The sequence below is a fragment of the Herminiimonas sp. NPDC097707 genome (assembly GCF_044761395.1).
GTDB lineage: Bacteria > Pseudomonadota > Gammaproteobacteria > Burkholderiales > Burkholderiaceae_D > Oxalicibacterium.
Window position 1 is genome coordinate 1,717,386 of the sequence record NZ_JBIWCI010000001.1, and the last position, 13,710, is coordinate 1,731,095.

11 protein-coding genes and 1 other RNA gene are annotated in these 13,710 nt (G+C 53.4%); 6 read left to right on the top strand and 6 right to left on the bottom strand.

Going from position 1 to position 13,710, the window contains the following annotated elements:
* Positions 1-71: 71 nt before the first annotated feature.
* From aroA to gyrA, 6 genes are all read right to left on the bottom strand, one after another.
* Entirely contained in the window at positions 72-1,400 is a 1,329-nt protein-coding gene (gene aroA / locus ACIQW9_RS08285; RefSeq protein ID WP_402335272.1) for a 3-phosphoshikimate 1-carboxyvinyltransferase, read from the bottom strand.
* The gene (locus ACIQW9_RS08290) at positions 1,393-2,295 is read right to left on the bottom strand and encodes a prephenate dehydrogenase (protein WP_402335275.1); all 903 of its coding nucleotides are present in this window, start codon (positions 2,293-2,295) and stop codon (positions 1,393-1,395) included. The genes aroA and ACIQW9_RS08290 overlap by 8 nt, the downstream gene beginning before the upstream one ends.
* A 43-nt stretch (positions 2,296-2,338) precedes the next feature.
* Positions 2,339-3,445 carry a histidinol-phosphate transaminase gene (gene hisC, locus ACIQW9_RS08295; protein ID WP_402335277.1) on the bottom strand — a complete coding sequence of 369 codons (1,107 nt, stop codon included), beginning with the start codon at positions 3,443-3,445 and terminating at the stop codon, positions 2,339-2,341.
* Between the two features lie 90 nt (positions 3,446-3,535).
* A complete protein-coding gene (gene pheA / locus ACIQW9_RS08300) occupies positions 3,536-4,612 on the bottom strand; it encodes a prephenate dehydratase (RefSeq protein WP_402335280.1) in 1,077 nt (358 codons plus the stop codon).
* Between the two features lie 43 nt (positions 4,613-4,655).
* On the bottom strand, positions 4,656-5,747 hold the full coding sequence (serC, locus tag ACIQW9_RS08305; protein WP_402335283.1) for a 3-phosphoserine/phosphohydroxythreonine transaminase: 1,092 nt from the start codon (positions 5,745-5,747) through the stop codon (positions 4,656-4,658).
* The gene (gene gyrA, locus ACIQW9_RS08310) at positions 5,747-8,362 is read right to left on the bottom strand and encodes a DNA gyrase subunit A (RefSeq protein ID WP_402335286.1); all 2,616 of its coding nucleotides are present in this window, start codon (positions 8,360-8,362) and stop codon (positions 5,747-5,749) included. Before gyrA ends, serC begins: the two co-directional genes overlap by 1 nt.
* Positions 8,363-8,867: 505 nt before the next feature.
* On the opposite strand from gyrA, the gene ACIQW9_RS08315 reads away from it, so the two are divergent.
* The 6 genes from ACIQW9_RS08315 (at position 8,868) to ACIQW9_RS08340 (ending at position 13,621) form a co-directional block, all read left to right on the top strand.
* Complete coding sequence (locus ACIQW9_RS08315; protein WP_402335288.1) at positions 8,868-9,305, top strand: OmpA family protein; 438 nt, start codon at positions 8,868-8,870, stop codon at positions 9,303-9,305.
* Between the two features lie 314 nt (positions 9,306-9,619).
* Complete coding sequence (ompA, locus tag ACIQW9_RS08320) at positions 9,620-10,237, top strand: outer membrane protein OmpA (protein ID WP_402335291.1); 618 nt, start codon at positions 9,620-9,622, stop codon at positions 10,235-10,237.
* Between the two features lie 121 nt (positions 10,238-10,358).
* A complete protein-coding gene (ubiG, locus tag ACIQW9_RS08325; protein ID WP_402335294.1) occupies positions 10,359-11,054 on the top strand; it encodes a bifunctional 2-polyprenyl-6-hydroxyphenol methylase/3-demethylubiquinol 3-O-methyltransferase UbiG in 696 nt (231 codons plus the stop codon).
* Positions 11,055-11,132: 78 nt separating this feature from the next.
* Positions 11,133-11,798: an HAD family hydrolase gene (locus ACIQW9_RS08330; RefSeq protein ID WP_402335297.1), complete on the top strand. Its 666-nt coding sequence runs from the start codon at positions 11,133-11,135 to the stop codon at positions 11,796-11,798.
* Positions 11,799-11,904: 106 nt separating this feature from the next.
* Positions 11,905-12,265: a transfer-messenger RNA gene (gene ssrA / locus ACIQW9_RS08335) on the top strand.
* Positions 12,266-12,553: 288 nt separating this feature from the next.
* Positions 12,554-13,621, top strand: a complete 1,068-nt coding sequence (locus ACIQW9_RS08340) for an FUSC family protein (RefSeq protein ID WP_402335300.1) — start codon at positions 12,554-12,556, stop codon at positions 13,619-13,621.
* The last annotated feature ends 89 nt before the right edge of the window (positions 13,622-13,710 follow it).

The following is a 13,710-nucleotide window of genomic DNA, read 5'->3' on the forward strand; positions in this document are numbered from 1 at the left end:
AACCCGGATGCCGATTCAAAATTAAAAGGGAACATCGTCCGCGACGCTTTACCCGCTGTCGCCGGAAATGATTAAAACAAACTATCTTCCGTGACCTTGGCAAAGGCAGTGAAATAGTCCGGGAATGTTTTTGCCACACATTGAGGATCGTTGATACGTATCTTGCTACCCTTGCGTATGGCGCCATCCAGCGTCGCCAGCGAAAAACACATGGCCATCCGGTGATCGTCATAGGTATCGATTGCGGCAGGTTGAATCACGGCTGGCGGCGTTACCCGCAGATAATCCTCACCCTCTTCAACTATCGCACCCAGTTTGCGCAATTCAATCGCCATCGCGCTGATGCGATCGGTTTCCTTCACACGCCAGCTGCCGATATTGCGCAAGGTGCTGGTGCCGTCGGCATACAAGGCTGCGACAGCTATCGTCATCGCAGCGTCGGGAATATGGTTGAAGTCGGCATCAATGGCGCGCAATGCGCCATTGGATTCCGCCTCTATCCAGTTGTCGCCCATCGTGATGGTCGCGCCCATCTGCTGCAAGGACTCAACAAAGCGCACGTCGCCTTGAATACTATTTTTGCCCACACCTTCGACCCGGACCGGACCGCCGGCAATCGCTCCTGCGGCGAGGAAGTAGGATGCCGACGATGCGTCGCCTTCGACATGGATATTGCCCGGGCTGGTATAGCGCTGCCCGGCTTTGATCGTGAATGACTGCCAGCCATTGCGCTGTACTGCCACACCGAAACGACGCATCAGATTCAAGGTGATTTCAATATACGGTTTGGATATCAATTCACCAATCACGTCGATGGTGACATCCTGTTCGCGCGCCATCAATGGCGCTGCCATCAGCAAGGCCGTCAGGAACTGACTGGAAACATTACCGCGCACCTGCATACGTTGCGCATGTATGCGGCCACGCTGGATATGGAGCGGCGGATAACCCGGCTCACCGGTGTATTCGATATGCGTGCCGATAGCATTCAAGGCATCGACCAGATCTCCGATAGGACGCTCGTGCATGCGCGATACACCATGCAAGGTGTAATCACCACCGGTTACTGCCAGGGCAGCGGTCAACGGACGAATGGCGGTCCCTGCATTGCCCATGAAAAGATCGGCTTGATGCACAGAAAATACGCCGCTCACACCATGTACGACGTAATCCTGCGACTCGCCGATCTGCTCCCATTTGACGCCGAGTTTTTGCAGCGCCATCAGCATTACGTGCGTATCGTCCGATGCCAGCAAATCCTTGATATGCGTCGTGCCATCCGCCAGAGCGGCTAATAGCAAGGTGCGATTGGAAATGCTTTTGGAACCTGGCAAACGCACCACGCCTTTGGCATGCATGGCCGGTTGCAGATCGAGGTAATGCGGATAGTGTTTATTCATCGTTGTCTGGTTTTGGCTGTATTTCAGCCGCTTCAATATTGCGCTGCCAGTTCTGGCGCGCACTTTGTGCATGGGAAAACATCGCGTGCATCGCAGTACCATCGCCTGCGGCCAATTGTTCGCGGAAACGTGTCAATTGCGCGATGTATGCATCGAGTTCAGTCAGAATTGCAGTCTGATTGGCCAGGCTGATATCACGCCACATTTCCGGCGAAGAGGCAGCAATCCGCGTGAAATCGCGAAATCCGCTGGCCGCATATTGAAACAGCAACTCAGCGTGCGGCTTGCGTGCAATATCGTCCACCAGTGCAAAAGCCAGCAAATGCGGCAAATGGCTGACTGCGGCAAAAACCGCATCGTGATTTTCCGGCGTCAATTGATGGATGACGGCGCCGCATTGCTGCCAGGCTTGCGCCACCAATGCGATCCGCTCGTCCGTATTCTCGGGCAGCGGTGTTAATACCACTTTCCTGCCGACGTACAAACTCTCTATCGCAGCATCCGGACCCGTCGATTCCAATCCTGCGATGGGATGACCGGGGACGAATTGGGCCATCTTTTCACCAAGTGCACGACGCGCCGCAGCCACCACTTCGGCTTTGATGCTACCGGCATCGGTCACCACCGTTTTAGCCTGTAAATAGGGTTTGATCGCAGCAAGAATGGATTCAGTCTGGGCTACCGGTGCGGCCAGCAATACCAGATCCGCGTCCTGCAAGGCTTCTTCCAGCGAAGTGCCGATGACGTCGATGATGCCGAGTTCCTTCGCACGCAACAGCGATGCAGTGCTACGGCCAAGTCCGACGACCTGCTCCACGGCACCGGCTTTGCGCAAGGCAAGCGCAAACGATCCGCCGATCAAACCCACTCCAAAGATGACGATTTTTTTTAGCACGGGAGGCAAAGGAAAGTAGTTGATCGAATTAGTTTGCAAACAATCAAGCCAGCGCTTTTTTCAGAGCCGCCAGACATATCGCGTTTTCTTCTTCCAGGCCGATCGAGATGCGCAGCCATTGTGGCAAACCGTAGTTGCCAACCGGACGCACGATCACACCCTGCTTCAACAGAGCCAGATTGATGCGCGCCCCGGCGCCATCATCGTCACCGACCTTGACCAGCACGAAGTTGCCGCACGATGGTACATACCTCAGCTTCAATGCATCAAAAGCTTGCGTCAACTGGCGATAACCCGCCGCATTCAGCTCCGCACTCTTTTTGACAAACTCCGTATCGTTCAGCGCGGCAATTGCCGCTGCCTGCGCCAGCGAATTCACATTGAAAGGCTGGCGGATACGATTAAGTAAATCGGTAATGCCCGGTTGCGCAATGCCGTAACCGATACGCAAACCTGCCAGACCATAGACCTTGGACATCGAGCGCGACACCAGCAGATTCGGATACTGCGCTACCCATGCGATCGAATCGTATTGCAGTTCAGGCGCAAGAAATTCGGTATAGGCTTCATCCAGCACGACAACGACATTCGGCGGCACACGTTTCAGGAAGGATTCAATCTCATGACCGGGAATAAAGGTGCCGGTCGGATTGTTCGGATTGGCAATGAAAATCAAACGCGTATCGTCTTCGATCGCATCGATCATCGCCTCTAGATCGTGACCAAAATCCTTCGCGGCGACCACCAGTGAGCGTCCGCCGACGGCCTGCGTGGCCAATGGATAAACGGCAAATGAATATTGTGCGTAAATGACCGATTGCCCCGGCTGCACGAAAGCATGCGCCGACAGCTCCAGAATATCGTTGCTGCCGTTGCCGAGTGTGATCCACTCCGCAGGCACACCATATTTTGCAGTGAGAACCGCTTTCAATTCAAAACCGTTGCCATCCGGATAGCGACCCGCATCAGCAATTGCCAGCGCCATCGCCTTTTTTGCCGATTCAGGCATACCGAGCGGATTTTCATTGGATGCAAGTTTGACGATCTTGGCTTCGTCGAGGCCGAATTCGCGCGCGACTTCAGCAATCGGTCTGCCGCCTTGATAAGGCGCAATCGCACGAACATAATCAGGGCCGAACTGAATAGACATAAAGGATTCCAGAGCAAGAGTATCTATTGCCAGGATGGGCGGTGCCTGATTTACCGGCAGACACGCATCTGGAACAACAGCACGAAAAAATTACAAACTGAATGGATACGAACCCAGCACCTTGAAAAATGCGGCGTTATCCTTGAGTTCCTTCAGTGCGTCGGCCACCTTGCTGTCTTTCAAGTGACCTTCCACATCGACATAGAAATAATATTCCCACGTGCCCATGCGCGCAGGACGGGACTCGAAGCGCGTCATCGACACGCCATGTTTCGCCAGAGGTGCCAATAGATTGTAAACAGCGCCAGCCTTGTTCGGCACCGACAACACCAGCGAGGTTTGATCCTTGCCGCTGGCCGCAGTATGCAAGCGACCGACTACAGCAAAACGCGTGCGATTGTGCGGATCGTCCTGTATATGCGCCTTGACGACTTGCAGATTGTATTTTTGTCCGGCGATCTCGCTGGCGATGGCCGCCACCGTCGCATCTTCACCAGCCAAGCGCGCCGCCTCGCCGTTGGAAGCCACCGCGCGCCGTTCGATATTCGGGTAGTTCTGGTTGAGCCAGACCTGGCATTGCGCCAATGCCTGCGAATGCGCGCAAATACTGTTGATGCCGCTCATGTTGCCGGAACGGGTCATCAGGCTATGATTCACCTGAATCGACACTTCGCCGCTGATGGTCAGCGTGGTCTGCAACAGCAAATCGAGCGTACGATTAATCACGCCTTCGGAAGAATTTTCAATCGGCACCACGCCAAAATCGGCAGTACCGGCTTCCGTTGCACGGAACACTTCATCGATGGATACGCACGGCATGCCCTCGACCGCGCGGCCGAATTGCTGATACACCGCCTGCTCGCTGAATGTCCCTGCAGGGCCGAGATAGGCAACCGTGACGCGTTTTTCCAGCGCACGGCAAGCCGACATCACCTCACGAAAAACGGTTTGAATATCCGTATCGAGCAAGGGGCCGGGATTGCGCTCAGCTACGCTGCGCAACACCTGTGCTTCGCGCTCCGGGCGGAACACAGGTGCATTGGTTTCCGCCTTGACGTGGCCGACTTCCTGCGCCACGCGGGCACGCCTGTTGAGCAAATCGAGAATTTGCGCATCGATCGTATCGATCTGTTCACGCAGCGGTTTGAGCTTGTCGTCCGTCGTCATATATTCACTATGCAAGCACGTCAGATTTTGATTGGAATGAAAATCAACCGTATTTTTTCTCGAATACCTTCATGAAATCGACCAGCGCCTGCACGCCTTCAATCGGCATTGCATTGTAAATCGATGCACGCATGCCGCCGACCGAACTATGGCCTTTCAACTGCACCAGATCGTTCTGCCCTGCTTCGGCCAAAAACTTCGCGCTCAAGGATTCATCATGCAGGAAGAATGGCACATTCATGCGCGAACGATTCGCTACCGGCACCTTATTCACATAGAAATCGGTCGAGTCCAGATAATCGTAGAGCAGTTTCGCTTTGGCGATGTTAACTTTTTCCATCGCAGCAACGCCACCCTGACGCTTCATCCACTGGAAGGTCAGGCCCGCGATATAGATAGGATAGGTTGGCGGCGTATTGAACATGGAGTCATGTTCGGCGACCAGCTTCCAGTCGAAAGCGGATGGACAGATAGGCAACGCATGCCCAAGCATGTCATCGCGTACGATCACAATGGTCAAGCCTGCAGGGCCGATATTTTTTTGTGCGCCGGCATAAATCACGGCGTACCTGGAGACATCGATTTCACGCGACAGGATATTCGACGACATGTCAGCCACCAGCGGCACATTGCCGACATCCGGTGTGAAGTCGAACTCAACGCCACCGATGGTTTCATTCGTGCAAACATGCACATACGCGGCATCAGGCGTCAGTTTCCAGGTATCACGCGCAGGCACATACGTGAAGTTTTTATCTTCCGATGAGGCCGCGACATTTACATTCGCGTACTTGCGCGCTTCTTCAATGCTCTTGACCGACCAGTGGCCGGTGTTAACAAAATCAATGGTCGCCGGCTGCGATTTCATGCCGACCAGATTCATTGGCACGATTGCGTTCTCGGCGATGGCGCCACCCTGCATCAGCAAAATTTTGTAGTTGTCGGGTATCGACATCAAGGAACGCAAATCGTCCTTGGTGGTTGCCAAAATTTCAGTAAATTCACGACCGCGATGGCTCATTTCCATTACTGACAAACCGCAGCCTCTCCAGTTTGCCATCTCATCCGCCGCCTGCTGGATTACCTCCTGTGGAATCGCAGCCGGTCCCGGCGAAAAGTTAAACACACGCTTCATTATTCGTCTTCCTCCGTACCGGATTGGTCTTCTTCAATATCCGATTCCAGAATACGTTGCAGGCCGCTCAGTTTGGTGCCATCTTCCACCGCGATCAGCGTCACGCCTTGCGTTGCGCGACCCATTTCACGAATTTCTGCGACACGTGTACGAATCAGTACGCCGCCGGTCGTAATCAGCATGATTTCGTCTGCGGCATCAACCAGTGTTGCTGCCACTACTTTGCCGTTACGCTCGCTGGTCTGAATCGCGATCATGCCTTTGGTGCCGCGGCCATGACGCGTGTATTCGGTAATCGGCGTACGCTTGCCGAAACCGTTTTCAGTCGCCGTCAGGACGGATTGCTGTTCGTTCTCTGCCACCAGCAAGGCGATGACTTGCTGACCTTCTTCCAGATTCATGCCGCGCACGCCACGTGCCGTGCGGCCCATAGGGCGCACATCGTTTTCGTCAAAGCGCACGGCCTTGCCGGAATCGGAGAACAGCATCACATCATGCTTGCCGTCGGTCAGCGCCGCACCAATCAGGAAATCGCCGTCATCCAGGTCGACCGCGATGATGCCGGCCTTGCGTGGATTGCTAAAATCGCTCAGTGAAGTCTTTTTCACGGTACCGAGGCTGGTCGACATGAAAATATAGCGATCTTCCGGGAAGGTACGATTCTCGCCGGAGACCGGCAGGATCACGGTAATTTTCTCGCCATCCTGCAGTGGGAACATATTGACGATAGGTTTGCCGCGCGAGTTGCGCGAACCTTGCGGCACTTCCCACACTTTCAGCCAGTACATGCGACCGCGATTACTGAAGCAGAGGATGTAATCGTGCGTGTTCGCGATGAACAGCTGATCGATCCAGTCGTCTTCCTTGGTCGCCATCGCCTGCTTGCCGCGTCCGCCACGTTTTTGCGCGCGATATTCGGTAATCGGCTGCGATTTCATGTAACCGGTATGCGACAGGGTCACGACCATATCCTGCGGCGTGATCAGATCTTCGGTGCCAAGATCGGTTGCATTCAATTCGATAGACGAACGACGCTCATCCTTGTTGCCGATGCCGTATTCATTTTTCGCTACGGTCAGCTCGTCGGTGATGATGACAGTGACGCGCTCAGGCTTGGCCAGGATGTCGAGCAGATCGGCGATCTGCGACATGACTTCCTTGTATTCATTGACGATCTTGTCCTGCTCCAGACCGGTCAGGCGCTGCAGACGCATCTGCAGAATTTCCTGCGCCTGATCGTCGGACAATTTGTACAAGCCGTCAGGCTGGATGCCGTAGTGCTTGGGCAGATTCTCTGGACGGAAGGCATTGACGCCGCCGACGCCTTCTTCACCGGTACGTGCCAGCATCTCGCGCACCACGGACGAATCCCAGGCACGCGACATCAAATCGACTTTCGCTACCGGCGGTGTAGGTGCCGCTTTGATAATGGCGATGAAATCATCGATATTCGCCAGCGCAACAGCCAGACCTTCCAGCACGTGACCGCGTTCGCGCGCCTTGCGCAATTCAAATATGGTGCGACGCGTCACCACTTCGCGGCGATGCGACAGGAAGCATTCCAGCATTTGCTTCAGGTTCAGCAACTTGGGCTGACCGTCGACCAGCGCCACCATGTTCATGCCGAAGGTGTCTTGCAACTGAGTCTGCTTGTACAGATTGTTCAGCACCACTTCCGGCACTTCATTGCGTTTCAGCTCAATCACAACGCGCATGCCCGACTTGTCGGATTCATCGCGAATATCGGAAATACCCTCGAGCTTCTTGTCGCGCACCAGTTCGGCGATACGCTCCAGTAGCGACTTCTTGTTCACCTGATACGGCAGTTCGTCGACGATAATCGATGAACGATTTTCCTTGCCGTACTCTTCAAAATGCGTTTTTGCGCGCATCACGACGCGGCCGCGGCCGGTGCGATAACCATCGCGCACGCCGGAGACGCCGTAAATAATGCCGCCCGTCGGGAAATCCGGCGCCGGAATAATTTCGATCAGTTCATCAATCGTCGCCTCTGCATTGCGCAATACATGCAGGGCACCATCGATGACTTCCGTAATATTGTGCGGCGGGATATTCGTCGCCATACCGACCGCAATACCCGACGAGCCGTTAATCAGCAAATTCGGGATGCGTGTCGGCAATACCGACGGTTCTTTTTCCTTGCCGTCATAGTTCGGTACGAAATCGACGGTTTCCTTGTCCAGATCGGCCAGCAGTTCGCCGGCAATCTTGTCCAGGCGGCACTCGGTGTAACGCATAGCCGCTGCGTTATCGCCGTCGATCGAACCGAAGTTACCCTGGCCATCGACCAGCATGTAACGCAGCGAAAATGGCTGTGCCATCCGCACCAGCGTGTCGTAGATCGACGCGTCGCCGTGCGGGTGGTATTTACCCATCGTCTCACCGACCACGCGCGCGCATTTGACGAACGGGCGATTCCAGACATTGTTCATTTCATGCATCGCAAACAGAACCCGACGGTGTACCGGCTTCAAGCCGTCACGCACGTCAGGCAATGCGCGCCCTACGATGACGCTCATGGCGTAATCGAGGTAACTCTTGCGCATCTCTTCTTCAAGCGAAATCGGAATTGTTTCTTTAGCGAATTGATCCATTGGCGTTCGTCTGGTCTTTGGCTAGGGTTTGATAATGAAAAATCGGCGAATTAATATTCCAATGCAATTCAAATACACAGGAAATACGCACGATCCGGCAAATCGTAGATTTTAACACGGCAGAGGCCCCTTCTCCCGCTTTCGGCATCGCGGGAACTTTACAAACGATAGCCATTGCTGCGACTGATTCTCAGAAAAATATGTTTAAATGCTGACTGCTGAGATCTGCCTTGTTTCCTGAACACCATTCCACTACGAGAAAAACATGATTAACAAACTGGCCTTAGGTCTACTGGTCGGCGCCGCGTCATCGTATGTTGCAGCACAAAACACCACAGACATCCAGGCCCCATCGAATCATTCCTATAATCAGGATAGTCGCGGCACCATTACGCGCAATGATTACGGCCTTTGCTGGCGATCCGGCTTCTGGACCCCCAACGATGCCGTTGCAGGATGCGATGGCGCTTTGGCGTCGCCCATTCCCAATCCAACCGCACCGGAAATGGCAAACAGCCTGAAAAAAGAGCAGCAATCGATGCCGCTGGCAGCAAAACCGTCGTGCAACGCCACACTCGCGCTTGCAAGCGACCAAACCTTCGCCTTTAACAAGGCAATACTAAACAAGGCCGCAAAACAGCAGATTAATCAAAAAGTTTTACCCATCCTTGCCGAATGCAAGGAAATTGACGGGATCACGATCACGGGACATACCGACCATCTGGGCGCCAGCCGGTCCAATCAAATTCTTTCGGAAAAACGGGCGGCATCGGTTGCCAACTACCTGAAAACCAAAGGAGTCAGCGCCAGAATGAATGTACTCGGCGCCGGCGAGACTCAGAGCATCAAATTGTGCGATGAAAAATTACCACACGGAAAACTCATCGCCTGCCTGGCACCCAATCGCCGCGTCTTGATCGAGGTTCACGGAAAAACCCAATAAACATGCAGTTAAATTAATTAAAATTTCCTCAAAACATGAACGTTTTCCATATCCAAAGGTCAATGTTTTGCAAAGAGAACATTGCCTGACAGACCGTTGTATAAACACAACGATTTTAAAGAAATGGCAATAAGCCAATTTAACAAGGTTCGTTGACGCAACTGCTGTGGCAAAATGGTAGCAAGTTAAACTATTGCATGCGAACAATAAGTTTCATGTAGTTGTTGAAGCGCGTGTTAGTATCCAAATCCGATGTCATTCACGTAATTTGCGCAGTTTATCTGCGGATATCTCACTCGAGAGGAGAAAGAAATATGAATAAATTTGCAAAACTCGTCTTCGCTGCGTCCGCAGTCGTTGCAATGTCAGCCCAAGCCCAAACCGACATCCAAGCACCTACCCCAAACAGCGCGTACGCTCAAGCCGGCAACGGCACGATCGTCCGTAGCGGCACAGGTCTGTGCTGGCACACTGGCTACTGGACTCCAGCCGATTCCGTTGCAGGTTGCGACGGTGCATTGGTAGCCGCAGCAGCTCCGGCTCCAGCAGCAGCTCCAGCAGTAGCTCCAGTACCTACCTCGGAAAAAGTCACGTTTGCAGCTGATGCATTCTTTGACTTCGACAAGGCAGTATTGAAGCCGGACGGCAAAGCCAAGCTTGACGATCTGGCATCCAAGCTCAAAGATTTGAACCTGGAAGTTATCATCGCTGTTGGTCATACCGACTCCATTGGCTCCGATGCATACAACCAAAAACTGTCGATCCGTCGTGCAGAAGCTGTTAAAGGCTACTTGGTTGGCAAAGGTATCGATGCAAAACGCGTCTACACCGAAGGTAAAGGCGAAAAACAACCAGTTGCTACAAACAAAACAGCTGCTGGTCGCGCTCAAAACCGTCGCGTAGAAATCGAAGTAGTCGGTACACGTAAATAATTCGTTTCATACGAATCAAAAACCCCGCTGCTGCGGGGTTTTTTTTCGCACATTGATTCATTCATTTTTTCAATTGGCGACATCAGCGCGCGCATCCCACTTTCAAGTTATCATTTAGCCCATGAATGCCGACCCCTTAGAACTGAAAAAATTTAGCGATCTGGCCCATCAATGGTGGGACCCCACATCGGAATTCCGTCCCTTGCATGAAATTAATCCCTTGCGTCTTGAGTGGATCAACAGCCTTGCCCCATTGGCAGCCAAAACAGTGATCGACATTGGTTGCGGCGGCGGCATCCTGACCGAATCGATGGCAAAAAAAGGCGCCAATGTGACAGGTATAGATCTGTCCGAAAAAGCCCTTAAAGTCGCCGACCTGCACAGCCTGGAATCTGGTGTACAGGTACGCTATGAACTGATTGCAGCCGAAGACATGGCCGCGCGTGAAGCTGGCAAATTCGATATTGTTACCTGCATGGAAATGCTCGAGCATGTACCCGACCCTGCCGCCATCGTTGCCGCCGCTGCCAAACTTGCCAAACCTGGCGGGACAATATTTTTTTCGACCATCAATCGCAATCCAAAAGCGTATCTACATGCCGTGCTCGGCGCAGAATACCTGTTGCGGCTGCTACCCAAAGGCACGCACGATTACGCCAAATTCATCACGCCAGCCGAACTTTCCCGGTTTGCACGCGAGGCCGGCCTGACAGTCGATACTCTCAGAGGAATGGGCTTCAACCCGCTGACGAAAATCTATTCGCTCACGCACGACACCAGCGTCAATTATCTGGTTGCGTGCAGCAAACCCGCCTGACTTTCAACATCAGAGCAAAACGCTTATCGCTGCTCGTGCGATAAGCGTTTATTCCTTCGACCTGCACATTGAGTCCGCATGAAATTACCTACCCCTCTGGCCATTCTGTTTGATCTCGACGGCACGCTTGCCGATACCGCACCTGATTTGGCGGAGGCAGTCAATCAATTGCGCGTTACACGCGGCCTCGCACCTGCCGACTACGCATTATTACGCCCCGTCGCATCTGCCGGTGCACGCGGCTTGATAGGCGTTGCCTTCGGCATCACACCGCAAGATGCGGAATATACAGAACTGCGCGACGATTTTTTGCGCAACTACGCAGCGGCAATCGCAGTCAATAGCCGTTTGTTTGAAGGCATCTCTGAATTGCTATCGAACTTGCAGGAAAAAAACATAGCCTGGGGCATCGTCACGAACAAGGCAGCACAGCTGACCGATCAACTGGTACCCCAGATCGGCCTGCATCATGCGGCCTGCGTCATTTCCGGTGATACCACCGCACACGCGAAACCGCACCCTGCTCCATTATTCGAGGCTGCCAAACGCATAGGCGTTCAGCCGGAACATTGCTGGTATGTCGGCGACGACCTGCGCGACATTCAAGCGGGCCAGGCGGCCGGCATGACAACCATCGCGGCTGCATGGGGCTATTGCGGCGAAGCTGCACCCGCCACGTGGAATGCCGATGCTCTGGTCGAATCGCCGCAACAGCTGTTCGATCTTCTGGATCAGCTATCCTGAGTTTGAATCACCGTTATCCTCCAGCTCAGCGCAATAAAAGGATCGCATCAACGCACTTGAATCAATAATGAAGTGCCCCATCTATTGCGTTACAATGGTAATGCTTGGGGGCGACCTGGTTTCGACGGGGGTTGCAAAGCAGCGCAGGGCATACCGAGGGCGGGCTACCTCGTAAATACAACCTGAAAAAACTTAACTGCAAACGATAACTCGTACGCACTAGCAGCTTAATTGCTGTTAGCTCTACAACACCTCGTCCCTGGGGTGGGCCCTTAAAAGCTGTAGAGTCATTTACAGGGACTCGTGTAATGCCGGGTTACTTGGCATCGCACTAAATAATAGGTAACTCGCTTGTACACAGCGTGCACGTCCGCGTTGTACCGGTTAAATTAAATGGCAGTGCTAAGTATGTAGAACTGTCTGTAGAGTACTTTCGGACGCGGGTTCGATTCCCGCCGCCTCCACCAATATTGAAAATCCCAACCCTTATCGGCTGGGATTTTTTTTGCCCAAAGCGCCAGTATTGGCATGGGTTTAAGACCTGAGCAATCCACTGAGAGACAGCGACGCTATGCGCGGGCTTCAAATTCTGTGTGTCCGCAGCAGGCAAAGCCAAATGGCTCAAGCCAGCAGACAAACGGCGTATATTCCTTCCTTATGAATATGAACGATCAGCTCGCACGCTAACCGCCGGATGGCGAAAAAATAACGAAAAAGGTATATGAGCGATGCAATTGCGAGATAAATGGAACAGCTTGATCTCTCTACTGAAAACGGAGCTGCATCAGCTTGCGAAGATCAATTCCAGTGATCGCCTCTGGCAAATGCCGTTCGCAACCGCGCTTTCTTCCGGCCTGCCCTTGCTGATCGGTGCCTATTTCAATCATCTGGAATTCGGTCTGGTTTCCTCGCTAGGCGGCATGGTGTTTTTGTATCTTCCGAGCACCCCGCTGCATCACCGCATGGTATCCATCATGGCCTGCGCATTTTCCATGGCGGCCTGCTATACGTTCGGCGTCATGGCGCATTTTTTCCCGGCATTGTTGGTACCGATACTCACCTTCACTACAGTGCTGGTGACTATGCTCTGCCGTTTCTACGGCCTGGGGCCTCCAGGCAGCCTGTTTTTCATCATGGCGGCAGCGATAGGCGCGTACTCGCCAGTCGAATTCATTGATCTCCCGCGACAAGTAGGACTGCTGACACTGGGATGCCTGCTGGCCTGCCTGATCGCGTTTTTCTACAGTATCTACGTCTTGCGCCTGCGACCGGCTGAACCAATACCTGCGCTGCCACCACCGACTTTTGATTTCATCGTTTTCGACTCATTGATCATAGGCGCCTTCGTCGGCATATCGCTGGCACTGGCACAAGCACTGCAATTGGAGAAAGCGTACTGGGTGCCTATTAGCTGTCTAGCCGTCATACAGGGACACACGCTTCGCGCGGTATGGAACAAGCAATTGCAGCGCATCGTCGGCACCAGCATCGGACTGCTAGTCGCCTGGGGCCTGCTTTTGCTGCCACTGGAAAAATGGAGCATCTCGCTGATCATGATGATGCTGGCCTTCGTCATTGAAATGGCGATCGTCCGGCATTATGGCTTTGCAGCGATTTTCATCACACCGTTGACGATATTACTGGCCGAGGCCGCAACTTTGGGCAACGGATCACCCTCGCTATTGATTCAGGCGCGCTTCTTCGACACGGTACTCGGGTGTCTGGCCGGTTTCATCGGCGCAATCTGCATTCACAGCCCGCGCTTTCGCGATATCGTAGGTCGCCCAATACGCCGCTTGGTTCCGGCTCGCTTTTTACACTGAAGATCAGACCTGCAGATATCGCCCGCCAAAACAGAACAGGCCCATAGGGCCTGTTTGATATGGATGCAACGGTTCCTGTTACGGCCGAT